Raw genomic sequence first — 23,419 nt, 5'->3', positions numbered from 1 at the left:
CGTGTCGGGCGTGGACTCGATCAGACGCTGACGCTCAGACGTACGTCGATGTTGCCTCGGGTGGCGTTGGAATAGGGGCAGATTTTGTGCGCGGCTTCGGTCAGCTGTTCGGCGGCCGACTGCTCGAGGCCCGGTAGGTTGACGGTCAGCTCTACTTCGAGTCCGAATCCGCCCGGAATCTGACCGATACCCACTTTACCGGTGACCGCTGTGTCGGCGGGAAGCGGCTGCTTCAGCTGGCTGGCGGCGAATTTGAGTGCACCGATAAAACAGGCTGAATAGCCGGCGGCGAACAGTTGCTCGGGGTTGGTGCCGTCTCCGCCTTGCCCACCCAGTTCGCGAGGAGTGGAGAGCTTAACGTTGAGTAGTCCGTCTGATGACGCAGCGCCGCCGTCGCGGCCCCCGGTCGCAGTGGCGGTTGCGGTATAGAGTGCGGTGATGGCCTGCATGATTATCGTCCCTTTAAGGTGGCTGGTGCCGCAATTTATCGCGCAAATAGTTTGCGCGCAAGATAAAGCGTCGTTGAGGCTGGCCGGGCTGACAGGGGCATGTAAAGCGGGAGTTCTGCGCGCGCTTAGCCGCGTTTCAGCAGCGCGCTACGAAGGGATGCGAGCTGGTCACGCAGTGCGAGCAAGGCTTCATGCGATTGACCGGTGCATTCCAGCATGCAGGCGGGGAAATCACGGGCGCGCTCTTTCATGGCCCGTCCAGCATCAGTGAGATGCAATTCAACCACGCGTTCATCGCTGGTGCTGCGGGTCCGATTGATCAGGCCTTCGGCTTCCAGGCGCTTGAGCAGCGGTGTCAGCGAACCGGGTTCGGTCAGCAAGCGGGCGCTGATTTCGCCGACGGTGAGGCCGTCGGCCTCCCAGAGCACAAGCATTGCGAGGTATTGCGGGTAGGTCAGGCCGATGCTCTTCAGCAACGGCTTATAGGCCTTGGTCATCTGCAGTGAGGCGGAGTACAGGGCGAAACACAGCTGATTGTCCAGCTGCAATTGCTCGTCTGAAGCTGTCTTCGTCATGGGTGACCGAAAGGCGAGGGAATGGTTTTCACGTTAACGCGCTGCCTTGCTTGCTGCCAAGCCCGGCGCTCCTGATCAGGGGCGAATCTCGATCAGTGTGCCGTTCTTCACCAGGTTCCAGATCTCGCGCATGTCATCGTTCTTCAGAGCGATGCAGCCCTCCGTCCAGTCGAGCGTATGAAAGAACCACTCGGGATATTCTTCGTCGAGCGGGGTGCCATGCAGCATGATCATGCTGCCTGGCCGCGAACCGTCACGGCTGGCACGTGCCTGGTCCTTAGCGTTCGGGTAGGAGATGTGCATCGCCAGGTTGTACTTATCGGAAGTCTTGCGCCAGTCGATCCAGTAAAGCCCCTCGGGTGTCCGTTGATCGCCTTCGCGTTCCTTGGGGCCCGGTTGTTTGCCTAGCGACACCCGATAACTCTTCATGGTGACGCCGCGGCTGATGAGGTGAAGCTGGCGCTCGGACTTGACCACCAGCACCTTGTCGATGAAGGCATCATCGAATGCTGGCGCAGCAGTAGCGTGGGATAGGGCGGCAAACGTGAAGCAGAAGATTGCTAACAGCCAGCGCATTTGGAGCATTCCTGAATCTTTACGGCATCAGACCTGTTTGCGCGCCACCCGCATTGCTTCGATGGCTTCGTTGCGCACCGGGAAGGTCTGCTGCACCCGGTCGGCGAAAAAGTATTCTAGGGTACGCCCAATAGTCGGGAAAGCCAGCTCAGACCAAGGGATGTCGGCTTGTCGGAAAAGCCTGACCTCCAGGCTTTCGTCCCCAGCGCAGAATTGTTCGTCGACCAGTTCGGCGCGGAAGAACATATAGACCTGGTTGATATGCGGCAGGTCGAACAGTGTATAAAGTTGAAGGTCTGTGACCCTGGCGCAGGCTTCCTCCAACGTTTCGCGTTCCGCGGCCTGCTGCACGGTTTCGCCGTTCTCCATGAAACCGGCCGGCAGCGTCCAATAGCCGCGACGTGGCTCGATCGCGCGCCGGCAGAGCAAGACATTGTCTTCCCATACGGGCAGGCAGCCGGCAACGATGCGCGGGTTCTGATAGTGAACCGTATCGCATGAGGCGCAGACGAACCGGGTCCTGTTATCCCCATCAGGCACTCGCTCAGTGATCGAGCCGCCGCACTGGCTGCAGAATTTCATCGCGCTTCCTTCGGTTTGCCTGCCATTCTCAGTCGTTCAGGGTTCGCTGGTGGTCTGGCATTGTTAGGTGCCGGTTTGCCGCAAAAAGATTTTTTCAGCAACCGCTTGCCTATTTACCGCGTTCGCTCTGGCAGCGCCAGAGCCGTCGGGTTTTGCTTTGCCTGTCTTGGGCGCCTCGGTGATTCATGCCATGATGCCAGTCAACGATAGAAAGAGAAGTTTCATGCTGGACAAAATTCTCCAACGGGTGCGTGATTATTCTCCGCATCTTCTGGAGCCGGAAGGCCGAATGCCCGAGGCGGCCGTGCTGATGCCGATAACGCGCAGCGACTCACCGGAGCTGGTGCTGACTCTTCGCGCCAGCGGCCTGTCCACCCACGGTGGAGAAGTGGCGTTTCCAGGTGGCCGACGTGATCCGGAGGACCGAGACCTGATCCATACGGCGCTGCGCGAAGCGGAAGAAGAAGTAGGCCTGGCGCCGGGCATGGTGGAAATTGTCGGGCCGCTCAGCAGTCTGGTTTCGCTGCACGGCATCCATGTCACTCCTTATGTCGGCATCGTGCCGGATTATGTCGAATATCGCGCCAACGACGCGGAGATTGCTTCGGTCTTTTCCGTGCCTCTGGAATTCTTTTGTCAGGACGCGCGCGAGGTCACCCACCGAATTGATTACCAGGGCGGCGCCTGGTACGTGCCGTCCTACCGGTATGGCGAATACAAAATCTGGGGACTGACGGCCATCATGATCGTTGAGCTGGTAAACCTGGTGTACGACGCCAGGATCGAAATGCGCCGGCCTCCCGCTTCCTATATCGATCTGAGCCAGAAGAGGTCATGACCGTGAAATATCGCCTGGGTGATTCCCGCGTTGAAACCCATCCGCAGAGCTGGGTAGCACCGAATGCCACATTGGTTGGCAAGATCCGCCTGGATGCAGGCGCTAATGTCTGGTTTGGTGCGGTGTTACGTGGCGACAACGAGCTTATCCACATCGGTGAGAACAGCAACGTGCAGGACGGAAGTGTCATGCATACCGATATGGGCTACCCGCTGACGTTGGGAACTGGGGTCACGGTTGGGCATAACGCTATGTTGCATGGCTGTACCGTAGGCGATTACAGCCTGGTTGGGATCAATGCAGTGATTCTCAACGGGGCGAAAATCGGCAAGTACTGCATCATCGGCGCCAACACGCTGATCGCCGAAGGCAAAGAAATTCCGGATGGGTCACTGGTGGTGGGGTCGCCCGGCAAGGTGATTCGCGAGCTGAACGAGCAACAGAAAAAGATGCTTGAAGCGAGCGCTGCCCATTATGTGCATAACGCCCAGCGCTACGCGCGCGGCCTAGTGGAGCAGGACGATTGAGCACCGAGGATAAGCCGGTCGCCTCGCCCTGTGTCAGTATCTGCGCGTTGGATGAGGAGGATTTCTGTACCGGCTGTCAGCGCAGCATCGACGAGATCCGTCGCTGGAGTCGCATGGACAACCAGGAGCGGCGCCAGGTGCTGCTGCGTTGCCATGAGCGGGCACGCGCAAGCGGGTTACTGTTTTAGGGCGCCAACGCAATCAATACCGTCACAGCGCGTCGCTCGATGCATCCTGGGTGTCTTCGATCACCCAGGCGCGTACGCTTTTGACGCGATTGTCTGCGGCCTGCAGGATCTCGAGCCGGTACTGGTTGATCTGCAGGCAGATACCGCTATCCGGAATATGCTCGAGCGCTTCGGTAATCAAGCCGTTGAGGGTCTTGGGGCCGTCACAGGGGAGGTGCCAGCCCAGGGCTCGGTTGACTTCGCGCAGATAGGCGGCGCCGTCGATCACCAGGGTTCCGTCGTCCTGCGGATGAATGTCCGGGCTGCGCAAGGCGTCCTGATTGCTGAACTCGCCGACGATCTCTTCGAGAATGTCTTCCAGGGTAACGATCCCCAGCACATCGCCGTATTCGTCGACGACGATACCGATACGCCGTTTCTGCTTCTGGAAATTGACCAGCTGAGTGGAGAGCGGGGTGTTCTCGGGAATGAAGTAAGGCTCATTGCAGGCGTCAAGCAAGCTTTCCCGGGTAAGCTGATCGTGGCTGAGTAGCCGCGCGATCTGCCGCATGTGCACGATGCCTTCGATCTGATTGATGTCCTTGCGATACACCGGAAGGCGGGTATGAGGGGTAGTGCGCAGCTGGGTCACGATGGTTTCCAGATCGTCCTCAAGGTCAATGCCGGCAACTTCGTTGCGAGGAATCATGATGTCATCGACCGTGACCCTTTCCAGATCGAGGATGCCGAGCAGCATGCTTTGTCGGTTCATCGGCATGTCGCTGCCCGATTCATGCACGACGCTACGCAGCTCTTCGGTGGACAGGCTGTCGTTACCCTTGTTGGATAGATCGACCCCGAGCAGCCTGAGCAGGCCGTTGCTGATCCAATTGAGCAATGCCACCAGCGGATACAGTACTTTCTGCAGCAGCAGCAGCGGAAGGCTGACCGGATAGGCGACCGCCTCGGGTCGCAGAGCGGCGAGGGTCTTAGGGGTTATCTCGCCGAAAATCAGCAGCGTGATGGTCAGGCCAATGGTCGCGATTGCGATACCGGCCTCGCCCCACAGCTTGATCGCCAGCACCGTGGCGATGGATGAGGCGAGGATATTGACGAAATTGTTGCCGACCAGAATGGTCCCGAGTAGCCGATCCGGCCGTTCAAGCAGCGTGCTCGCGCGTTTTGCGCCCCGATGTCCTTCCTTGGCCTGGTGGCGCAGGCGGTAGCGGTTGAGGCTGAGCATTCCGGTTTCGGAGCTGGAGAAGAATGCCGAGCACAAAAGCAAAAAGACCAGCATGCCGACCAGAAAGCCGGGGTGTAAATGTTCCACGTAGTGGCCCTAGATGTGCAGGATGAATTCGCGGACCAGTTTGCTGCCGAAGTAGGCCAGCATCAGTAGGCAGAAGCCTGCAAGGGTCCAGCGAATGGCCTTGTAGCCGCGCCAGCCAAGCTGATGTCGGCCCCACAGCAGCATGCCGAAGACCACCCAGGCCACCACTGACAATAGCGTCTTGTGCACCAGATGCTGGGCGAAAAGGTTATCGAGAAACAGCCAGCCGGAAATCAGCGATGCCGACAGCAGCAGCCAGCCGGCAAGAAGGAAGCCGAACAGCAGGCTTTCCATGGTCTGCAGAGGTGGGAAGTTCTTGATCAGGCCGGACGGGTGTTTGTGCTTGAGGTGGTGGTCCTGCAGGAGCAGCAGCAAGGACTGGAAAACCGCAATCGTGAGCATCCCGTAAGCCAGTATCGACAGCAGGATGTGGGCCAGGATGCCCGGTTGCTCGGTGATGGCCGGCGCGGTGCCGGACGGGGCGAACTGGGCGAAAAGCACCGTAAGGCAGCCGAGCGGAAAGAGCAGTAGCAGAAGGTTTTCGACCGGCATGCGGTAAAGCGCGAGCAGGATCAGGAGGATCACGGCTGCAGCGATCAGACTCGAGGCTGTGAAGAAATCAAGATGCAGGCCGCTCGGCGACAATAGCTGAATGAATAGGCTCACCCCGTGTGCCATGAGCGCCAGCGCGCCCAGGGCGAGAAGCAGACGTTTGTCAGGCACGGTGCGTTGCGCCAGGCGCAGGCCTTGGTATCCGGTGACGCCAGCATATAGGCAGGCGGCGGCTAGGCTCGGTAGCAGAGGGTGCATAGGTCTGTTAGCAGGCTCGAAAGGCGCTGAGTGTGGCACAAACACTGGGCGCACAAAAGTGCGCGGACAGAGCGGTTTGTTGCTCGGTGGGGCTGGACGCGGTGGGCTTGCTGGAAGACCGTGCCGTCCTTCGTTGGGGTTGGTTGAGCGGTATCGATGAAAAGCATCGACGGCGGGGTACCGGCCCGGGGGTCGCAGCTTCTATAATCGGTGCCTTAACCACATCCAGCGTGGAAATGGCACATGTTTGAAAACCTAACCGACCGCCTCTCCCAGACGCTTCGCCATGTTACCGGCAAGGCCAAGCTGACCGAGGACAACATCAAGGACACCCTGCGCGAAGTGCGTATGGCGCTGCTCGAGGCCGACGTTGCGCTGCCGGTGGTCAAGGAGTTTGTCGCCAGGGTCAAGGACAGGGCTGTCGGGACGGAGGTCTCCAAAAGCCTGACGCCTGGTCAGGCCTTCGTAAAGATCGTGCGCGCAGAACTCGAAGAGTTGATGGGCGCCGCCAACGAAGACCTCGACCTCAGCGTAGTGCCGCCGGCCGTGGTGCTGATGGCTGGCCTGCAGGGCGCGGGTAAGACCACGACGGTCGGCAAGTTGGCGCGATTCCTCAAGGAGCGCAAGAAGAAGTCGGTACTGGTGGTCTCTGCAGACATCTATCGCCCGGCAGCGATCAAGCAGCTGGAAACCTTGGCTGCGGAAGTGGGCGTGACCTTCTTTCCATCCGATACCAGCCAGAAGCCAGTGGAGATCGCCCAGGCGGCTATTCGCGAGGCCAAGCTCAAATACATCGATGTGGTGCTGGTCGACACCGCCGGACGGCTGGCGATCGATGCCGAAATGATGGCCGAAATCCAGGCCGTTCATGCGGCGATCAAGCCGGCCGAGACGCTGTTCGTGGTCGATGCGATGACCGGCCAGGATGCGGCCAATACCGCCAAGGCGTTCGGCGAAGCACTTCCGCTGACCGGCGTGGTGCTGACCAAGGTCGACGGTGACGCGCGTGGTGGTGCCGCGTTGTCGGTCCGTCATATCACCGGCAAGCCGATCAAATTCCTCGGCATGGGCGAGAAGAGCGATGCGCTCGAGCCGTTTCATCCGGACCGGATCGCCTCGCGCATCCTCGGCATGGGTGACGTGCTCAGCCTGATCGAGCAGGCCGAGCAGACCCTGGATCGGGAGAAGGCCGAGAAACTCACCAAGAAGCTGAAGAAGGGCAAGGGCTTCGATCTGGAAGATTTCCGTGATCAGCTTCAGCAGATGAAAAACATGGGCGGCCTCGGCGGGCTGATGGACAAGCTGCCGTCGATCGGCGGCGTGAATCTTTCGCAGATGGGCAATGCCCAAGGCGCGGCCGAGAAGCAGTTCAAGCAGATGGAAGCCATCATCAACTCGATGACGCCTGTCGAGCGCCGCAACCCGGATATCATCAGCGGCTCGCGCAAGCGTCGCATCGCCATGGGCTCCGGCACGCAGGTGCAGGACATTGGTCGCCTGATCAAGCAGCACAAACAGATGCAGAAGATGATGAAGAAGGTCAGCGGCAAAGGCGGCATGGCCAAGATGATGCGCGGCATGGGCGGTATGTTCCCAGGCGGTGGTGGGATGCCGAAGTTCTAGCTTCCAAGGCTTTCGGCGCGGCCCGTTGCTGGTCGCCGCCGAAGCGGGATGGGCCTGCTGCAGAGGACTGCGGTTGTTTTTGAAAAAGCCATTTGCAAAAGTCCGGATAATCCTTAGAATATGCGGCCTTTCGGGCCTTGGGCCCTGCATTCAGATTTGCTGTACCGACTACAGGAACGATGTTCACATGGTAACTATTCGTCTCGCCCGTGGCGGCTCCAAGAAGCGCCCTTTCTACCACCTGACCGTGACCAACAGCCGCAACCCGCGTGATGGTCGCTTCGTTGAGCGCATCGGTTTCTTCAATCCGGTTGCCTCGGGTGCAGAAGTGAAGCTCTCGGTAAACCAGGAGCGTGCCGCTTATTGGTTGGGCCAGGGCGCACAGCCGTCTGAGCGTGTTGCTCAGCTGCTGAAGGAAGCTTCCAAGGCTGCTGCCTGAAACACATGAACGCCACGTCAGCCCCGGCCGAAGACCTTATCGTTATCGGCAAGATCGTTTCGGTGCATGGCGTGCGTGGTGACGTAAAGATCTATTCCTTTACCGATCCGATCGAAAATCTGCTGGACTATCGACGCTGGACGCTCAGGCGAGGCGACGAAGTCAAACAGGTTGAGCTGGTCAAGGGGCGCCTCCAGGGCAAGATTCTGGTGGCTACGCTGAATGGACTGACTGATCGTGAAGTGGCGCGTACGTACGCCGACTTCGAGATCTGCATCCCTCGTGATGAACTGCCTGACTTGACTGGTGATGAGTATTACTGGTTCCAGCTTCAGGGCCTGAAGGTCATCAATCAGCTCGGGCAAGTGCTTGGGCGGGTGGATCATCTGCTTGAGACCGGCGCCAACGATGTGCTGGTAGTCAAGCCGTTTGACGGTAGCCTGGATGATCGTGAACGTTTGCTGCCCTATACCGACCCCTGCGTCTTAAGGGTCGATCTGGATGCAGGCGAGATGCACGTCGAATGGGACGCGGACTTCTGAGCGATATGTCCAGCTTTCGTGTCGAAGTGATCAGTCTGTTTCCAGACATGTTCGCTGCCATCCGTGACTACGGTATTACTAGTCGAGCGGTGAAGCAGGGGCTGCTGGAGCTACGGTGCTGGAATCCCCGGAGCTATACCGAAGATCGTCACCAGACAGTGGATGATCGACCTTTCGGTGGCGGCCCCGGCATGGTGATGAAGATCAAGCCGCTAGAGCTTGCCTTGGCAGATGCCAAGCAGGCCGCTGGCGAGAAGGCGAAGGTGATTTACCTGTCGCCTCAGGGGCGTCAGCTGAAACAGGCTGATGTCCGCGATCTGGCGAAGGAGGGGGGACTTATCCTCATTGCCGGTCGATACGAAGGTATTGACGAGCGTTTCATCGAAGCGCACGTCGACGAGGAATGGTCGATTGGCGATTACGTGTTGTCCGGTGGTGAATTGCCGGCCATGGTGCTGGTCGATGCCGTGACCCGCTTGCTCCCCGGGGCGCTGGGTCATGCTGATTCCGCCGAGGAGGATTCGTTTACCGACGGCCTGCTCGACTGCCCGCACTACACGCGACCGGAAGTGTATGCGGACAAACGTGTTCCAGAGGTGCTGCTTAGTGGCAACCATGAACACATCCGGCGCTGGCGCTTGCAGCAGTCCCTCGGAAGGACCTGGGAACGCCGCGCTGATCTTCTGGATAGCCGCTCGCTTTCTGGGGAAGAACAAAAGCTGCTGAAGGAATACATCCGTCAGCGGGACGATAGTTAACGTATCGATGGCACGCCATGACGGCCTGCCTTAGGAGCACAGCATGACCAACAAGATTATCCAGGCGCTCGAAGCTGAGCAGATGACCAAAGAACTGCCTCCGTTCGCCCCCGGTGACACTGTAGTCGTCCAGGTGAAGGTAAAGGAAGGCGAGCGTGAGCGTCTGCAGGCCTTCGAAGGTGTCGTGATTGGCAAGCGTAACCGCGGCCTGAACAGCGCATTCACCGTTCGCAAGATCTCCAACGGTGTTGGTGTTGAGCGTACCTTCCAGTACTACAGCCCAATGGTCGACAGCCTCAGCGTTAAGCGCCGTGGTGATGTCCGTAAAGCCAAGCTGTACTACCTCCGCGCGCTGTCCGGCAAGGCAGCCCGTATCAAGGAAAAACTTTCCTGAGGAAAGTTTCCTTCAAAAAAGCAGCCTTCGGGCTGCTTTTTTTTTGGCCGTTCATTTGCTTTCAGTGGCCTGGAAATGCGTTTATTTGTTCGGCGATATCCGCTCAGCTAGGCATGCAGCGTCACGACTCGGCCTGGCAGCGAGTTCTTCCCAGTCCTCTTGCCAATTCACTCCGCCAATCTGGATTGGGGTTGAGCCTGGCAGGGCGGATGCGGGCTATGGAACACTAATGCGCCTTCACTTGCTGATGATTCTTTCATGCCCGCACTCGATGACCCCGTGATTGACCGTTTCCTTGATGCTCTCTGGCTTGAAAACGGACTGTCGGACAATACCCGCGAGGCCTATCGCAGTGATCTGGCGCTGTTCAATAGCTGGCTCGACGAGCGCGACGTCCGCTTGATCGACGCGGGCCGGGACGTGATTCTCGACCACCTCGCCTGGCGTCTAGCCAGCGATTACAAGGCGCGTTCTACAGCGCGGCTCCTTTCCGGCCTTCGTGGTTTCTATCGATTCTTGCTGCGCGAGGGCTCCATCTCGGTTGACCCTACGCTGCGAGTCGATCTGCCGCAGCTCGGCCGGCCATTGCCCAAGGCGTTATCCGAGACGGACGTAGAAGCTCTGCTGGCCGCTCCCGACATCGGCGATCCGCTGGGAATGCGCGACCGGGCTATGTTGGAGGTTCTCTATGCGACCGGTCTACGCGTGACCGAATTGGTCAGCCTGAGCCTGGAGCAGCTCAATCTTCGCCAGGGGGTGTTGCGTACATTTGGTAAGGGCAACAAGGAGCGTCTGGTGCCGCTGGGCGGGGAAGCGCTGCACTGGCTGACGCGCTATCTGCGCGAGCCCCGGGAGACGCTCCTTAACGGCAAGGTCAGCGATGTGGTGTTTCCCAGTCGGCGCGGGGACCTGATGACGCGACAGACATTCTGGCATCGAATCAAGCTGCACGCCCGGCAGGCAGGGGTGGCGGCCTCGATTTCCCCGCACACGCTGCGCCATGCGTTCGCCACGCACCTGCTCAACCATGGCGCAGATCTTCGAACCGTGCAGATGCTCCTCGGCCACAGCGATCTATCCACCACGCAGATCTACACCCATATCGCTCGCGCGCGGCTGCAGGAGCTCCATGCTCAGCATCATCCGCGCGGGTGATCAGCGGTCGCTCGGAGGTGCGCGGCAATCCACAAAGCCGACGACCGAAGCCCCGGTGACACGAGCTGGATGGCGGCGGCTATGTTAATCTGCCGCCCTTTTCCTCGATCGAAGTCGCCCGGAGACTCCATGCGCGTGATTCGTTTATTTGCTGCCGCGACCCTCGGTCTTGCCAGCACCTTTGCCCTGGCTGCAGGCCCTGACAAGGCGATCCGTCAATCGCTGCAATCCATACAGCCAGGCATGCCGATCGAATCGATTGCCGAAAGTCCCATGGATGGCGTGTACCAGGTCCAGCTCAAGGGTGGCCGGCAGCTGTACGCAAGCGCTGACGGGCAATTCGTAATCCAGGGATACATGTTCCAGTTCAAGGAAGGTCAGGCCACCAACCTGACCGAGCAGGCCCAAAGCCGCTCGGTAGCCAAGGCGATAGAGGCGATTCCCGTCAGCGAGATGGTGGTCTTCGCACCGCAAAAGCCCAAAACTCATATCACGGTATTCACCGATACCGATTGCGGCTACTGTCAAAAACTCCACAGTGAGGTGCCCGAGCTGAACCGCTTGGGCGTCGAGGTTCGTTACATGGCCTTCCCTAGGCAGGGGATGGGCAGTCACGGCGCCAATACGCTGACCAGCGTCTGGTGCGCCAAGGATCGTCACGCTGCGATGAACAAGGCCAAAGCGCGCGAAGAAGTCCCCGCCGCAAGCTGCGAAAACCCTGTTGCCGAGCAATACGAGCTGGGTCAGCTGATCGGTGTTCAGGGTACGCCGGCGATCATTCTGGCTGATGGGCAGATCATCCCCGGTTATCAGCCAGCACCGCAGCTTGCCGAGTTGGCTCTGAAAGCCAAGTAATCGGCTAGGTCTGCACCTTCGGTCATGAAGCCGCTGTCCCGTTTTGCCAGCGGCTGAACTGTTCTGCCCCTCGCGTTCAAAGCCTGAAGGCATACCGTGGAGGTGCGAATATGAGGCTCGAAGGTTCCTGTCACTGCAAGGCGGTTCGTTTTTCGCTCGAATCAGCCGAGCCATACCCATTTATGCGCTGCTATTGTTCGATCTGCCGCAAGACGGCCGGAGCGGGCGGCTATGCAATCAACCTGGGTGGCGATCATCGGACATTACAGGTCGAGGGTCGTGAGAACCTGAGCCTCTATCAGGCCAGGATGGTCGATGCGGAAACCGGAGAAACCCGCATCAGCGATGGCCAGCGTCATTTCTGCAAGCTGTGCGGCAGCGCGCTCTGGTTGTGGGACCCGAACTGGCCAGACCTTGTCCATCCGCACGTATCGGCTATCGACACCGACTTGCCGAGTCCACCCGAGTCCACCCATCTCATGCTGTCTTCGAAGGCGTCATGGGTCGAGCCGCAGGTGGGGCCTGACGATCGCTGTTTCGATGAGTACCCGGATGAGTCGCTCGCCCAATGGCATCGGCGTCTGGGGTTGCAAAGCAAACCCGACTAGCGAAGAGGCCTGCGGGGTTGCTGCCGATTTGACTAAATCCCGTGCGCTTCGTAATGTGCGACTCTTTTGTTCGGCCGCTGTGCGGGGCCGTTCGCTGGCAATGGGGAGTGCAACTTGAAACCGGTGAAAGTTGGCATCTGTGGGCTGGGAACCGTCGGTAGCGGTACCTTCAATGTGCTCGAGCGCAACGCTGCGGAAATCGCCCGCCGTGCCGGGCGAGGAATCGAAGTCGCGCAGATCGCGGCCCGTCATGCGAACCCCAAGTGCAACACCGGTGACACCCCGATTACCGACGATATTTTCGAGGTTGCAAACAACCCCGAAATCGACATCGTCGTCGAGCTGATTGGCGGTTATACCCTGGCCCGTGAACTGGTCCTTATGGCCATCGAAAACGGCAAGCACGTCGTCACGGCGAACAAGGCGCTGATTGCCGTGCATGGCAACGAGATCTTCGCCAGGGCTCGCGAGAAGGGGGTGATCGTCGCGTTCGAAGCGTCGGTTGCCGGCGGCATTCCAGTCATCAAGGCGATCCGTGAGGGCCTGGCGGGTAATCAGATCAACTGGCTGGCCGGCATCATCAATGGCACTGGCAACTTCATTCTCACCGAGATGCGCGAGAAAGGCCGTACCTTCGAAGACGTGCTCAAAGAAGCGCAGGAGCTGGGTTACGCCGAGGCCGATCCGACCTTCGACGTCGAGGGCATCGACGCCGCGCACAAGTTGACCATCCTCGCTTCTATTGCCTTTGGCGTGCCGCTGCAGTTCGACAAGGCCTATACCGAAGGCATTTCCCGTCTGACCACCGCTGACGTCAACTACGCAGAAGCGCTGGGCTATCGCATCAAGCATCTGGGTGTTGCGCGGAGCACCGATTCGGGTATTGAGCTGCGTGTCCACCCGACCCTGATTCCGGCTGATCGCTTGATCGCCAACGTCAATGGCGTGATGAATGCGGTCATGGTCAACGGCGATGCGGTCGGCTCGACCCTGTATTACGGCGCCGGCGCCGGAATGGAGCCGACCGCTTCGGCCGTGGTGGCGGATCTGGTTGATGTGGCGCGCGCACTGACCACCGACCCGAACAACCGCGTCCCGCACCTCGCGTTCCAGCCCGACTCGCTTTCAGCGCATCCGATCCTGCCGATCGGCGCCTGCGAAAGCGCCTATTACCTGCGCATTCAGGCCAAGGATCATCCGGGCGTGCTGGCCCAGGTCGCGACCATCCTGTCCGAGCGCGGCATCAACATCGAATCGATCATGCAGAAGGAAGCCGAGGTCCACGACGGCTTGGTGCCGGTCATCCTCGTCACTCACCGAGTGGTCGAACAGCGTATCGACGACGCGATCACAGCGCTCGAGGCGCTTTCCGACGTGGTCGGCAGTGTGGTGCGGATCCGGGTGGAACAACTCAACTAAAAGCAGTCTCAAGCCTCCAGCTGCAAGAGGAGCACCGGTTCTCTTGCAGCTTGCAGCTTGCAGCTCAATCCGAAGGTTTGACGATATGCGCTATATCAGTACCCGTGGCCAGGCTCCGGCCCTGAATTTCGAAGATGTTCTGCTCGCCGGGCTGGCCACTGACGGCGGTCTCTACGTGCCGGAAAACCTGCCTCGCTTCACCGTCGAGGAAATCGCATCCTGGTCCGGCCTGCCGTATCACGAGCTGGCATTCAAGGTGATGCGGCCATTCGTGACCGGCAGCATCCCGGACGCCGACTTCAAGCAGATTCTGGAAGACACTTACGGCGTGTTTGCCCATAGCGCTGTCGCGCCGTTGCGTCAGCTGAACGGTAACGAGTGGGTGCTCGAACTGTTCCATGGTCCGACCCTGGCATTCAAGGATTTCGCCCTGCAGCTGCTGGGCCGCCTGCTTGATTACGTGCTAGCCAAGCGCGGAGAGCGCGTGGTGATCATCGGGGCTACCTCCGGCGATACCGGCTCGGCGGCGATCGAGGGGTGCCGGCGCTGCGACAACGTCGACATCTTCATCCTGCATCCGCACAACCGTGTCTCGGAAGTGCAGCGCCGGCAGATGACTACCATTTTTGGCGACAACATCCACAACATCGCCATTGAAGGCAACTTCGACGATTGCCAGGAAATGGTCAAGGACAGCTTCGCCGACCAGAGCTTCCTCAAGGGCACACGTCTGGTGGCGGTGAATTCGATCAATTGGGCGCGGATCATGGCCCAGATCGTCTACTACTTCCATGCAGCGCTGCAGCTGGGCGGCCCGGCACGCTCCGTGGCGTTCTCTGTGCCGACCGGTAACTTCGGCGACATTTTTGCCGGCTATCTAGCGCGCAATATGGGGCTGCCGATCAGCCAGCTGGTGGTGGCGACTAACCGCAACGATATCCTGCACCGCTTCATGAGCGGCAACCGTTACGACAAGGACACGCTGCACCCGTCGTTATCACCTTCCATGGACATCATGGTGTCGTCGAACTTCGAACGCCTGCTGTTCGATCTGCACGGTCGTAACGGCGCCGCTGTGGCGGAGCTGATGAAAACATTCAAATCCAGTGGCAAGTTGTCGGTGGAGGACGAGCGCTGGACTGAGGCGCGCAAGCTGTTCGACTCCCTGGCTGTCGGTGACGAGCAGACCTGCAAGACGATCGCGGAAGTCTTCACTGCCACGGGTGAGCTGCTCGATCCGCATACTGCCATTGGCGTCTATGCCGCGCGTGAGTGCCGGCGCAGCCTGTCAACGCCAATGGTGACGCTGGCAACGGCTCATCCGGTGAAGTTCCCTGAAGCGGTCGAGAAGGCGGGCGTTGGCAAGGCGCTGGAGTTGCCGGCCCATCTCGCCGACCTGTTCGAGCGACCTGAGCGTTGCACGGTACTGGCGAACGACCTCAAGGCCATGCAGACGTTTGTCGGTGAGCACGGCAATCGCGGCAAGCCACTGTAAGCAAAAACGATTGTGCTTGATCGAAATCCTGGCCAAGCGCATTGAGCTCTCGAGCCGCCAGCCCTGGCGGCTCTCGCCTGACAGCAATAACCGACGATCGTCGCGCGTCAGTCCGCTACGATCGCGCCTTCAAGATTGACTGCTTCCAGCTTGTGGCTGAGGTGGCCTCTGAGAATATTGCCCAAGCGGTTACCGTCTCGATCCCGTAGCGCCTCGATCATCTCTTCATGATCGTTCATCGCCTTGCGCCAGAAATCTTCGTTCATTTCCATGGTGTAGCGGACTCGTTTTACTCGCTGGCTAAGGTTGTTATACATATCAAGCAGGACGGGGTTTCCCGAAGCGAGCAGGATTCTTTCATGTATCTGCTGGTTGGCCTTGAAATACGCCTGCAGCTCTTTGTGCTCATAGTGAGCCACCATTTTCTGATGAAGTTCGCAGATTTCTGCCAGTTCTTCGTTGTCCAGGCGATAGCAGGCTGCTTCACCAGCCAGTCCTTCCAGGGCCGCCATAACATCGTAGGTATGTTTCACATCGCTCAGTGACAAGCGACTCACGCGCGCGCCCCGATTCGGCAGAATTTCCACCAGGCCTTCCGAGGTCAGAACCTTCAGGGCTTCGCGAAGCGGCGTTCTAGAGATGCCGAATGTCTCACAAAGTTTTTTTTCGGAGATTTTTTCACCTGCGACCAACGACCCGTGCTCAATCAGCCCGCGGATTCGGTTTGCGGCTTCCTGGTAAAGAATTTTGTGCTGGATTTTTTCCAATGGCTGTTTCCTGAATGAGTAACCTTGCTGGGATCCGACGACGACTGTCGATATCGACGGAAGTCTGCTAGCGTTTTTGAATTAAGAATACAAACTAGGTCATAAGTGCGACATAAGCCAAAAGTGGGGCATCAAAAGGCAGGTGTATAGGCGTTAAGCCAACGCCAGGCTTTGCGCCTTTGCCTCTAGCGACCTGTTCTGACCAGTTTCGCCTGGCTTCGTATCGGGTTCTCGGAGAAATGGAGAAATAAAGTGGCTGGCAAGGTATACCGTTCGAGCGTAGACATCCCACGTGCACAGGCCCGACGAATTATTGATGCAGCGTTTGCTGAAGCGAGAGCCAAGAATATGGAACCGCTGACAATTTTCGTCATGGACGCAGGCGGCAACCTGATCGCGGCCGAACGTGAGGACGGCTGTGCTCCATTGCGCTTGCCGGTTGCCAGGGGCAAAGCCTACGCGGCACTGGGCAACGGCGTGTCCAGCCGTACGGTGGGTGAGCGAAACGAGTCGCGCCCGGCTTTTCTCGCCTCGGTGGCCGCGGCTTCCGGTGGACATTTCGTGCCCGTGCCGGGCGGGGTACTGATACTCTCGGACAACGACGAAGTGATTGGTGCCGTGGGTGCCAGCGGCGCTTCCTCCGACGAGGATGAGCAGGTAGCCATCGTTGGAATAGGAGCGGCGGGGTACCGGCCCGGTATCGTTCCGGCCTAATGCATGCTAAACGTAGCGGATCCGGTGCCAGCCGGATGCCGAAGCGATTGCGTGCTGGATCTCCCAGCTTTGGGCTGGTAGTTCACTGATAACTTCCGTTGGCGCTGTCGTCTGACTCGCGCCAATGCATCGCACCCATGCGAGCCTCCTGCCAACCTCGCGAGCCATGGCTTTCAGTCTGTGTAGGCCGGTTGCGCTCCGCCTATCCCTGCAGCGCCTTGTGAACAGCCCGAGCCATGGCGGCTGTGATCGGCTGTGGCGCGCTGCAAAACATTCCATTGTCTTGTTCTCCGCCCTGCCCATGCGAAGAAGACAGGCGGTGACCGTTTTCTTGCCTTGACTCCTGGCGCGTAGCAAAAAGCTGGTCTAACGTCTGGATCGAGTTATGAATAATGAATTCATTTTCCCTGGTGTTCGTTAGCCGGTTTAGCCGCTGCCGGCGTTGCAGTTGGACCGATGGGTCAGTCCTGACTGTAAAAGATGGTCCTGCGGTACGCCTCAATAAAAACAAGAGTGGAGGTCAGCATGAAAGTCTTGAAGACAGCTTTGATCGCATCCCTGTTCGGTCTAGCCACATCCGCAGCCCAGGCGGCCGAAACCCAGATCAAGCTCGGCCACGTAGGTGGGCCGGGGTCCCTGTTCGAAATCACAGCTAATAAATTCGCCGAAACCGTCAACGAAAAGCTCAAGGGCAAAGCCAAGGTCGTGACCTATGGTTCCAGCCAGTTGGGCAGTGACTCCCAAATGCTCAACAAGCTCAAGCTGGGTTCACTCGACCTGGCTCTGCCATCGACCGTGATGAGCAGCGTTGCGCCGGAATTTTCGCTCTTCGAGATGCCGTATCTGATAACCGATCGAGAACACATGAAGCGAGTCCGCGACGAGGTGGTTCGCGATGTGATGTACAAGGCCGCCGAAGGCAAGGGTTACCAAATTATCGGCGTGTGGGAAAACGGTGTTCGGCAGATCACTAACAACTCCCGGCCGATCGTCGTACCGGAGGATCTCAAAGGACTGAAGCTGCGCACGCCAAACGGGATATGGCGCGTCGAGATGTTCAAGAGCTACGGTGCCAACCCCGCGCCGATGGCGCTCTCCGAAGCTTTCGTAGCCCTGCAGACCGGCGCCATGGATGGTCAAGAAAACCCGCTGGTGCAGATATATTCCCAGCGCTTTCATGAAGTCCAGAAATACCTTTCACTTTCCAACCACGTTTATACCCCCGCATTTGTTCTTGCAGGCGCCAGCTGGCAGCGCTTTCCTGAAGACGTGAGGAAGGTTCTGAGCGAGGCGGCTCAGGAAGCCGAAGCCTTTGCGCTGGAGCAAGGAGCAGCGCTCGATGAAAGCCTGGTCAAGAAAATGGAGGAGGCGGGCATGGAGGTAAACAAGGTTGATCAGCAGGCCTTCATTGATGGCTCCAAGGAAATCTACGCGAAGTTTGCCGAGGAAGTCGAAGGTGGCCAGGCAATGCTCGACAAGGTCGAACAGCTTCGCCAGATGTAACCGCCTGTCTGCATAGATCGCATTCTGACAATGCCTGAGCACTACGGGGCTTCAGGCAGACCGGAGAGAGCTGATGGATTCCTTTAGAAAGGGCTTTTCCAAGCTTCTGGAAATCATCGTGGTTGCTAACGTAATCGCGCTGACTTTAGTCGTTACGGTCGGTTTCGCCTCGCGGCTGGCCGGTTCCCCGTTCAGCTGGTACGACGAGGTGGCATCCGTTGGGCTGGCTTGGCTCACCTACTACGGCGCGGCTCTGGCCGCGGCGAAGGGCGCGCACATAGGTTGCCCTACCGTGGTCAATTACTTCCCTCCCAGGCTGCGCTTGCCGATCGCCTTGCTCGCCGAGGCGATCACGATCGGCTTCTTCGTGCTGTTGGCTTACACAGGCATGCAGGTTGTGCTCATTCTGGAAGGCTCGTCATTGATCAGTCTTACCAACGTTTCGCTGCAGCTGACGCAATCGGTGCTGCCGATAGGGTCGGTACTTTTCATCATCGCTGAGATCCTGCGCCTGCCTGAAGTGATTGAAAGCGCGAAAGGCGATGGGTTCGTTGATCACGAATTGGAAGAGGCGGGGGTCAAGCCAGCGAAGGCATGACCCGGATCATTCAGCGCGAGGGCCTGCTAGGGCCCTCCGGAGAATAACAATGACCATCCTTTATATGTTTGTGGGGCTGATACTTCTCATCTTGATCAATGTTCCTGTCGCGATCTCGCTGGGCATCGTAGGAGCGGTTGCGATCTTCTCCAGCTACGGCGCACTCGCCCTTCCGAATATCGGAATGGTGATGTATGACGGCACGACCAGCTTCCCTCTTATTGCCATCCCGCTTTTCATTCTGGCCGGCGCAATCATGAACGCCTCGAGCATTTCAAGGCGTCTGATCGATCTGGCCTCAGCGATGCTCGGGTTTATCAAGGGCGGTTTGTCGATGGTGACCATTGGCGCCTCGATCTTTTTCGCGGAGATCTCCGGTTCGGCAGTAGCAGGCGTGTCGGCGATCGGCAGCATCATGATTCCGGCGATGACCCAAAAAGGTTATTCCAAGGAGTTCTCCGCGGCATTGTCATCCTCGGCGGCCAGCTTGGCGATCATCCTGCCGCCATCGATCCCGATGATTCTTTACGCGGTGATGTCAGGAGAGTCGGTCGTAAAAATGTTCGTTGCTGGGATATTTCCGGGTTTGCTCGGCGCCTTGGGCCTGGCGGGCATGTGCTACTACCTGGCCAGGAAGAATAACTTTCCTTCGGAGGGGGCCTTCCAGACCAAGCGGCTATGGGACGCTTTCAAAGGAGCGATCTGGGCGTTGTCGATTCCGGTGATCATTCTTGGCGGGATCTTCGGTGGGATCGTTACTGCGACCGAAGGTGCAGCCCTGGCCGTGGTGGTGGCGATCTTCATCAGCGCGTTCGTCTATCGCGAATTCACACTGCGCTCCTTTTACAAGGCTTGCCTGGATGCAGGTGTGCAGACCGCCGTGGTCATGTTGCTAGTGGCGAGCTCCGCAGTAGTTGGCCTCTACCTGACCGAAACACAGCTGCCTCAGCAGCTGGCCAGTTCCATCAGTGAGATGACTAGCAACAAGTATGTGATTCTGGCGCTGCTCAACATCATCTTCCTGATCCTAGGCATTTTCCTACATTCCGCCGCAGCAATCATTCTAGTTGTTCCGATCGTTCTGCCACTGGTGCTGGCGGTCGGCATCGATCCGATCCACTTCGGCCTAATCGTCACACTCAACCTGGCCATCGGTCAGCAGACGCCGCCGGTTGCCAGCGTGTTGATCGCGTCCTGCTCGATTGCCAAGTCCGATATCTGGGCGACCTCCCGTACCAACTTGTGGTTCCTTGGAGTGCTCTTCGCGATCTTACTGATCAATACCTATGTCCCGGCCTTCGCGCTGGCGCTGGTAAACCTCATTTATGGTGCCTGAGCGGCGAACTGATGGTCGTTTGCCGGCAAGCGGCATCGAGCAAGAGGAGACAACGATGAGTGATGTGTCTCAAGGGCAGGTCGACTGCCGCATTGATCAAGGCGTCGCCTGGGTCGGCTTCAACCGCCCGGAGAGCCGCAACGCAATGACCTGGACGATGTACGACTCGCTGGAGCGCTTGTGCCGGGAGCTGGAGGCGGATCCCCAGGTCGCCGCCGTGGTGTTCCACGGTTGTGGCGGCAAAGCCTTCGTCGCCGGCACCGACATCAAGCAGTTCGCGGACTTCGAAGGCGGCGAGGCGGGGGTGAACTACGAGCGGCGTATCGACAGCGTGATTGCGGGCTTGGAAAACCTGCGCAAACCGACCATCGCCATGCTCGAGGGCTTTTGTGTCGGCGGCGGCGCGGCCATCGCGCTGGCGTGCGATTTTCGCTACTGCACCCCGTCGCTGAAGTTTGGTGTGCCGATCGCCGAGACGCTTGGCAACTGCCTCTCGGTGACCAATGTGTCGCGTCTCATGGATTTGCTCGGCGTTCCCCGCACGAAGGAGGTACTGATGGCGGCCGAATTGATCGAGGCACCGGAGGCACTACTGGCCGGTCTGGTCAGCGCGGTACTCGCGCCCGACGTCATCAGCGCGGAGGTCGCTCGCAGGGCGCAGGCGTTTGCCGGTCGCGCACCGCTTACCGTGCAGGCGACCAAGGAGACTATCAACAGAGTACTGGCGCACCGGCGTACGCCGGCGGACGCCAGCGATGACTGGATACGGGCCTGTTACGGCAGCCGCGACTTCAAGGCCGCAGTCGATAAGTTCGTCAGCAAGACCCCGTTCGAATGGACCGGTGAGTAGCTTTCATCGATCCCAGTTCTGGAGAACCAAGCATGCTTCCACTAAGCAACGTGAAAATCCTGGATATCTCGCAAATCATGGCGGGCCCTTACTGCACCATGGTGCTGGGCGATCTCGGGGCCGAGGTCACCAAGGTCGAGAAAGCCAATGGCGGTGATGACAGCCGACAAATGGGTCCCTACGTCAATGGCGAGTCCACCTGCTTTTTTCAAATCAACCGGAACAAAAAAAGCATTTCGTTGAATCTCAAGGACGAGCGGGCCAGAGACGTTTTCTATCGGCTGGCGGCTGATGCGGACGTCATCGTCGAGAACTATCGACCGGGCGTCACGCAATCGCTGCAGATCGACTACGAGACGATCCGTGCAATCAATCCTGGAATCATCTACTGCTCGATTTCCGGCTACGGCCAGACCGGCCCCTACAGTAACAAGGGCGGCTTCGATCTGGTCGCCCAGGGCATGAGCGGCCTGATGTCGATGACCGGCGAGCCCGGCAAGCGTCCACTGAAGACCGGCATCGCCGTTTACGACATCGGCGCCGGCATCACCGCGATCTATTCGATTCTCGCTGCCTATATCCACAAACAGAACACCGGTGAAGGGCAGCACATTGACATTGCCATCACCGAGTGCGGGCTACCCTGGTTCGCCTGGGAAGCGGCCGCCTATTTTGCCGAGGGCACCGTGCCGCAACCCACCGGTTCACGTCACCGCGTCTCGGCGCCATATCAGGCAATCAAGACCCGGGACGGCTATCTGATGCTTGGCTGCGCCAATCAGCGGACCTGGGAGCGCCTCTGCCGCGACGTGATCGACCGCGACGATCTGCTCGGTGACGAACGCTTTGTCACCAATAGCGACCGCGCCCGCAACGTCGAGGCGCTCGAAGAAATTCTCGAAGAGATCCTGTCCCTGCAGCCGAGGAAGCACTGGCTCGGCCTGTGCGACACGGCCGGGGTGCCGGCAGGGCCAATCAACGATTTCGCCCAGGCCATGCACGATGAACACTACCTTGCTCGCGGCATGGTTCAGGAAATCAGCCATCCAGTTATCGGTGACATGAAAACGATCGGCTTCCCCACCAAATTTTCCCGCACGCCGTTGCAGATCCGTCGACCGGCTCCGCTGTTTGCCGAGCACACCGACGAGGTATTGCACGGCATCGGCATGACCGACGACGACATCAGCAGTTTGCGGAGTGAGGGCTGCATCCGCTAACGAAGCTAGCTTTTTCAGTATTTTTGAATTCAAAACGCAAAAAACAAGAAAAAGAGCCTTGGAGAACCGTCATGTTGAAGCTTGATTTCCACCCGTCCGGCCGTCACTTCCTTCAGATTCCTGGGCCTTCCCCAGTGCCGGATCGCATCCTGCGCGCGATGAGCCTGCCCACCATCGATCATCGTGGGCCTGAGTTCGGCGCGTTGGGCCGTGAACTGCTGGACAAGGTCCGCCAAGTGTTCAAGACGCAGCAGCCGGTAGTGATCTATCCCGCCTCCGGTACCGGGGCGTGGGAGGCGGCACTGGTCAATACCCTGTCGGCAGGCGATCGGGTACTAATGTTCGAAACCGGCCACTTCGCCACGCTGTGGGAAAAGATGGCACGCCGTTTGGGCCTCGAGCCGGAGTTCATCGGGCTACCGGGTTACGAAGGCTGGCGCCGTGGTGTGCAAGCCGCGATGATCGAGCAACGCCTTAAAGAGGACACTAGCCACACCATAAGGGCCGTCTGCGTGGTGCACAACGAGACCTCAACTGGCGTGACCAGCGACATCGCGGCGGTGCGTCGTGCCATCGATGCAGCCAAGCATCCGGCGCTGTTTCTGGTGGATACCATTTCCGGTCTGGCCTGCGCCGACTATCAGCACGACGCCTGGGGTGTGGATGTCACCATTTCCGGTTCGCAGAAGGGTCTGATGTTGCCGCCGGGCATCAGCTTCAATGCGGTATCGGAGAAGGCGATCGAGGCCAGCCGCAGCGCGCAGCTGCCGAAGAGCTTCTGGGCTTGGGACGAGATCCTTGAGCTCAACCGCAGCGGTTACTGGCCATATACGCCCAATACCAACCTGCTGTACGGGCTGAACGAAGCGCTCGACATGCTGTTGGAAGAGGGCCTCGATCGTGTCGTCGCACGCCATCAGCGCTGGGCCGCCGGGGTGCGCATAGCTATCGAAGCCTGGGGCCTGGAGGTGCAGTGTCAGGACCCGAGCGTCTATTCGCCGGTGTTGACCGGTGTGGTAATGCCCGAAGGCGTCGATGCCGATGACGTTCGCAGCCTGATCTACCGCCGCTTCGACCTTTCGTTGGGCACCGGACTGGGCAAGGCGAAGGGCAAGATGTTTCGCATTGGCCATCTCGGTGATTGCAACGATCTCACCCTGATCGCCGCCCTCGGCGGTTGCGAGGCCGGCTTGAAGATGTCCGGCGTGTCGCTCAAGGGCAGCGGTGTACTCGCCGCGCTGGACTACTTCGCAGCGAACCCGCTGGACGAGTCGCGCTGACATTTTTCC

The 23,419-nt window shown here is 59.0% G+C and carries 27 protein-coding genes; 20 read left to right on the top strand and 7 right to left on the bottom strand.

What is annotated here, in order from left to right; genetic code table 11:
* Positions 1-20: 20 nt before the first annotated feature.
* The 4 genes from H3028_RS03270 to H3028_RS03255 form a co-directional block, all read right to left on the bottom strand.
* Entirely contained in the window at positions 21-449 is a 429-nt protein-coding gene (locus H3028_RS03270) for an organic hydroperoxide resistance protein (protein ID WP_181295641.1), read from the bottom strand.
* 125 nt (positions 450-574) lie between these two features.
* Positions 575-1,024, bottom strand: coding sequence for a MarR family winged helix-turn-helix transcriptional regulator (locus H3028_RS03265; RefSeq protein WP_181295640.1), 450 nt, complete (start codon positions 1,022-1,024; stop codon positions 575-577).
* A 75-nt stretch (positions 1,025-1,099) separates the two neighbouring features.
* On the bottom strand, positions 1,100-1,600 hold the full coding sequence (locus H3028_RS03260; protein WP_181295639.1) for a murein L,D-transpeptidase family protein: 501 nt from the start codon (positions 1,598-1,600) through the stop codon (positions 1,100-1,102).
* 27 nt (positions 1,601-1,627) lie between these two features.
* Positions 1,628-2,182, bottom strand: a complete 555-nt coding sequence (locus H3028_RS03255; protein WP_181295638.1) for an NUDIX hydrolase — start codon at positions 2,180-2,182, stop codon at positions 1,628-1,630.
* A 223-nt stretch (positions 2,183-2,405) separates the two neighbouring features.
* On the opposite strand from H3028_RS03255, the gene H3028_RS03250 reads away from it, so the two are divergent.
* Genes H3028_RS03250 through H3028_RS03240 form a run of 3 tightly spaced genes read left to right on the top strand, consistent with a single transcriptional unit; the run spans position 2,406 to position 3,735 of the window.
* Positions 2,406-3,020 carry a CoA pyrophosphatase gene (locus H3028_RS03250; protein ID WP_181295637.1) on the top strand — a complete coding sequence of 205 codons (615 nt, stop codon included), beginning with the start codon at positions 2,406-2,408 and terminating at the stop codon, positions 3,018-3,020.
* Between the two features lie 2 nt (positions 3,021-3,022).
* Complete coding sequence (locus tag H3028_RS03245) at positions 3,023-3,547, top strand: gamma carbonic anhydrase family protein (RefSeq protein WP_181295967.1); 525 nt, start codon at positions 3,023-3,025, stop codon at positions 3,545-3,547.
* Positions 3,544-3,735, top strand: a complete 192-nt coding sequence (locus H3028_RS03240; protein WP_181295636.1) for a DUF1289 domain-containing protein — start codon at positions 3,544-3,546, stop codon at positions 3,733-3,735. Before H3028_RS03245 ends, H3028_RS03240 begins: the two co-directional genes overlap by 4 nt.
* 22 nt (positions 3,736-3,757) lie before the next feature.
* Here the strand turns inward: H3028_RS03240 and H3028_RS03235 are convergent, their stop codons facing one another.
* Together H3028_RS03235 and H3028_RS03230 are read right to left on the bottom strand one after the other, a co-directional pair.
* The gene (locus H3028_RS03235) at positions 3,758-5,044 is read right to left on the bottom strand and encodes an HlyC/CorC family transporter (protein ID WP_181295635.1); all 1,287 of its coding nucleotides are present in this window, start codon (positions 5,042-5,044) and stop codon (positions 3,758-3,760) included.
* 9 nt (positions 5,045-5,053) lie between these two features.
* Positions 5,054-5,854 carry an inner membrane protein YpjD gene (locus H3028_RS03230; protein ID WP_181295634.1) on the bottom strand — a complete coding sequence of 267 codons (801 nt, stop codon included), beginning with the start codon at positions 5,852-5,854 and terminating at the stop codon, positions 5,054-5,056.
* A gap of 243 nt (positions 5,855-6,097) precedes the next feature.
* On the opposite strand from H3028_RS03230, the gene ffh reads away from it, so the two are divergent.
* The 10 genes from ffh to thrC all read left to right on the top strand — a co-directional run bounded on the left by ffh (position 6,098) and on the right by thrC (position 15,142).
* On the top strand, positions 6,098-7,477 hold the full coding sequence (ffh, locus tag H3028_RS03225) for a signal recognition particle protein (RefSeq protein ID WP_181295633.1): 1,380 nt from the start codon (positions 6,098-6,100) through the stop codon (positions 7,475-7,477).
* Between the two features lie 187 nt (positions 7,478-7,664).
* On the top strand, positions 7,665-7,916 hold the full coding sequence (rpsP, locus tag H3028_RS03220; protein ID WP_168423577.1) for a 30S ribosomal protein S16: 252 nt from the start codon (positions 7,665-7,667) through the stop codon (positions 7,914-7,916).
* A 5-nt stretch (positions 7,917-7,921) separates the two neighbouring features.
* Positions 7,922-8,458, top strand: a complete 537-nt coding sequence (rimM, locus tag H3028_RS03215; RefSeq protein ID WP_181295632.1) for a ribosome maturation factor RimM — start codon at positions 7,922-7,924, stop codon at positions 8,456-8,458.
* A gap of 5 nt (positions 8,459-8,463) precedes the next feature.
* The gene (gene trmD, locus H3028_RS03210) at positions 8,464-9,216 is read left to right on the top strand and encodes a tRNA (guanosine(37)-N1)-methyltransferase TrmD (protein ID WP_181295631.1); all 753 of its coding nucleotides are present in this window, start codon (positions 8,464-8,466) and stop codon (positions 9,214-9,216) included.
* A 43-nt stretch (positions 9,217-9,259) separates the two neighbouring features.
* Positions 9,260-9,610: a 50S ribosomal protein L19 gene (rplS, locus tag H3028_RS03205; protein ID WP_021208319.1), complete on the top strand. Its 351-nt coding sequence runs from the start codon at positions 9,260-9,262 to the stop codon at positions 9,608-9,610.
* Between the two features lie 258 nt (positions 9,611-9,868).
* A complete protein-coding gene (gene xerD, locus H3028_RS03200) occupies positions 9,869-10,765 on the top strand; it encodes a site-specific tyrosine recombinase XerD (RefSeq protein WP_181295630.1) in 897 nt (298 codons plus the stop codon).
* Between the two features lie 129 nt (positions 10,766-10,894).
* Positions 10,895-11,620 (top strand): thioredoxin fold domain-containing protein, encoded by a 726-nt coding sequence (locus H3028_RS03195; RefSeq protein ID WP_181295629.1) that lies wholly within the window; start codon positions 10,895-10,897, stop codon positions 11,618-11,620.
* A gap of 110 nt (positions 11,621-11,730) precedes the next feature.
* Positions 11,731-12,228, top strand: a complete 498-nt coding sequence (locus H3028_RS03190) for a GFA family protein (RefSeq protein WP_181295628.1) — start codon at positions 11,731-11,733, stop codon at positions 12,226-12,228.
* Between the two features lie 114 nt (positions 12,229-12,342).
* Positions 12,343-13,647 carry a homoserine dehydrogenase gene (locus H3028_RS03185; protein WP_181295627.1) on the top strand — a complete coding sequence of 435 codons (1,305 nt, stop codon included), beginning with the start codon at positions 12,343-12,345 and terminating at the stop codon, positions 13,645-13,647.
* Positions 13,648-13,732: 85 nt separating this feature from the next.
* Positions 13,733-15,142, top strand: a complete 1,410-nt coding sequence (thrC, locus tag H3028_RS03180) for a threonine synthase (protein ID WP_181295626.1) — start codon at positions 13,733-13,735, stop codon at positions 15,140-15,142.
* Positions 15,143-15,249: 107 nt separating this feature from the next.
* Here the strand turns inward: thrC and H3028_RS03175 are convergent, their stop codons facing one another.
* Positions 15,250-15,909 carry a GntR family transcriptional regulator gene (locus H3028_RS03175; RefSeq protein WP_181295625.1) on the bottom strand — a complete coding sequence of 220 codons (660 nt, stop codon included), beginning with the start codon at positions 15,907-15,909 and terminating at the stop codon, positions 15,250-15,252.
* Positions 15,910-16,161: 252 nt separating this feature from the next.
* On the opposite strand from H3028_RS03175, the gene H3028_RS03170 reads away from it, so the two are divergent.
* The 7 genes from H3028_RS03170 (at position 16,162) to H3028_RS03140 (ending at position 23,410) form a co-directional block, all read left to right on the top strand.
* Positions 16,162-16,623 carry a heme-binding protein gene (locus H3028_RS03170; protein ID WP_181295624.1) on the top strand — a complete coding sequence of 154 codons (462 nt, stop codon included), beginning with the start codon at positions 16,162-16,164 and terminating at the stop codon, positions 16,621-16,623.
* 525 nt (positions 16,624-17,148) lie between these two features.
* Positions 17,149-18,126, top strand: a complete 978-nt coding sequence (locus H3028_RS03165) for a TRAP transporter substrate-binding protein (protein WP_181295623.1) — start codon at positions 17,149-17,151, stop codon at positions 18,124-18,126.
* Between the two features lie 73 nt (positions 18,127-18,199).
* The gene (locus H3028_RS03160; RefSeq protein ID WP_181295622.1) at positions 18,200-18,724 is read left to right on the top strand and encodes a TRAP transporter small permease; all 525 of its coding nucleotides are present in this window, start codon (positions 18,200-18,202) and stop codon (positions 18,722-18,724) included.
* The gene (locus H3028_RS03155) at positions 18,669-20,060 is read left to right on the top strand and encodes a TRAP transporter large permease (protein WP_258237674.1); all 1,392 of its coding nucleotides are present in this window, start codon (positions 18,669-18,671) and stop codon (positions 20,058-20,060) included. The genes H3028_RS03160 and H3028_RS03155 overlap by 56 nt, the downstream gene beginning before the upstream one ends.
* Positions 20,061-20,115: 55 nt before the next feature.
* Positions 20,116-20,910 (top strand): enoyl-CoA hydratase/isomerase family protein, encoded by a 795-nt coding sequence (locus H3028_RS03150; RefSeq protein WP_181295621.1) that lies wholly within the window; start codon positions 20,116-20,118, stop codon positions 20,908-20,910.
* 32 nt (positions 20,911-20,942) lie between these two features.
* The gene (locus H3028_RS03145) at positions 20,943-22,130 is read left to right on the top strand and encodes a CaiB/BaiF CoA-transferase family protein (RefSeq protein WP_181295620.1); all 1,188 of its coding nucleotides are present in this window, start codon (positions 20,943-20,945) and stop codon (positions 22,128-22,130) included.
* A gap of 71 nt (positions 22,131-22,201) precedes the next feature.
* The gene (locus H3028_RS03140) at positions 22,202-23,410 is read left to right on the top strand and encodes an alanine--glyoxylate aminotransferase family protein (RefSeq protein ID WP_181295619.1); all 1,209 of its coding nucleotides are present in this window, start codon (positions 22,202-22,204) and stop codon (positions 23,408-23,410) included.
* Positions 23,411-23,419: the final 9 nt, after the last annotated feature.

The organism is Pseudomonas sp. Q2-TVG4-2 (genome assembly GCF_013620795.1).
Taxonomy (GTDB): domain Bacteria; phylum Pseudomonadota; class Gammaproteobacteria; order Pseudomonadales; family Pseudomonadaceae; genus Stutzerimonas.
The sequence above is the reverse complement of the archived record's forward strand: the minus strand, read 5'-3'. Positions and strand labels throughout refer to the sequence as shown.

Bases quoted from the DNA above. Each gene is read 5' to 3' on its own strand.
- H3028_RS03270 (WP_181295641.1), bottom strand. From the start codon at position 449: ATGCAGGCCATCACCGCACTCTATACCGCAACCGCCACTGCGACCGGG.
- H3028_RS03265 (WP_181295640.1), bottom strand. From the start codon at position 1,024: ATGACGAAGACAGCTTCAGACGAGCAATTGCAGCTGGACAATCAGCTG.
- H3028_RS03260 (WP_181295639.1), bottom strand. From the start codon at position 1,600: ATGCGCTGGCTGTTAGCAATCTTCTGCTTCACGTTTGCCGCCCTATCC.
- H3028_RS03255 (WP_181295638.1), bottom strand. From the start codon at position 2,182: ATGAAATTCTGCAGCCAGTGCGGCGGCTCGATCACTGAGCGAGTGCCT.
- H3028_RS03250 (WP_181295637.1), top strand. From the start codon at position 2,406: ATGCTGGACAAAATTCTCCAACGGGTGCGTGATTATTCTCCGCATCTT.
- H3028_RS03230 (WP_181295634.1), bottom strand. From the start codon at position 5,854: ATGCACCCTCTGCTACCGAGCCTAGCCGCCGCCTGCCTATATGCTGGC.
- ffh (WP_181295633.1), top strand. From the start codon at position 6,098: ATGTTTGAAAACCTAACCGACCGCCTCTCCCAGACGCTTCGCCATGTT.
- rpsP (WP_168423577.1), top strand. From the start codon at position 7,665: ATGGTAACTATTCGTCTCGCCCGTGGCGGCTCCAAGAAGCGCCCTTTC.
- rimM (WP_181295632.1), top strand. From the start codon at position 7,922: ATGAACGCCACGTCAGCCCCGGCCGAAGACCTTATCGTTATCGGCAAG.
- trmD (WP_181295631.1), top strand. From the start codon at position 8,464: ATGTCCAGCTTTCGTGTCGAAGTGATCAGTCTGTTTCCAGACATGTTC.
- rplS (WP_021208319.1), top strand. From the start codon at position 9,260: ATGACCAACAAGATTATCCAGGCGCTCGAAGCTGAGCAGATGACCAAA.
- xerD (WP_181295630.1), top strand. From the start codon at position 9,869: ATGCCCGCACTCGATGACCCCGTGATTGACCGTTTCCTTGATGCTCTC.
- H3028_RS03195 (WP_181295629.1), top strand. From the start codon at position 10,895: ATGCGCGTGATTCGTTTATTTGCTGCCGCGACCCTCGGTCTTGCCAGC.
- H3028_RS03190 (WP_181295628.1), top strand. From the start codon at position 11,731: ATGAGGCTCGAAGGTTCCTGTCACTGCAAGGCGGTTCGTTTTTCGCTC.
- thrC (WP_181295626.1), top strand. From the start codon at position 13,733: ATGCGCTATATCAGTACCCGTGGCCAGGCTCCGGCCCTGAATTTCGAA.
- H3028_RS03165 (WP_181295623.1), top strand. From the start codon at position 17,149: ATGAAAGTCTTGAAGACAGCTTTGATCGCATCCCTGTTCGGTCTAGCC.
- H3028_RS03160 (WP_181295622.1), top strand. From the start codon at position 18,200: ATGGATTCCTTTAGAAAGGGCTTTTCCAAGCTTCTGGAAATCATCGTG.
- H3028_RS03155 (WP_258237674.1), top strand. From the start codon at position 18,669: ATGGGTTCGTTGATCACGAATTGGAAGAGGCGGGGGTCAAGCCAGCGA.
- H3028_RS03150 (WP_181295621.1), top strand. From the start codon at position 20,116: ATGAGTGATGTGTCTCAAGGGCAGGTCGACTGCCGCATTGATCAAGGC.
- H3028_RS03145 (WP_181295620.1), top strand. From the start codon at position 20,943: ATGCTTCCACTAAGCAACGTGAAAATCCTGGATATCTCGCAAATCATG.
- H3028_RS03140 (WP_181295619.1), top strand. From the start codon at position 22,202: ATGTTGAAGCTTGATTTCCACCCGTCCGGCCGTCACTTCCTTCAGATT.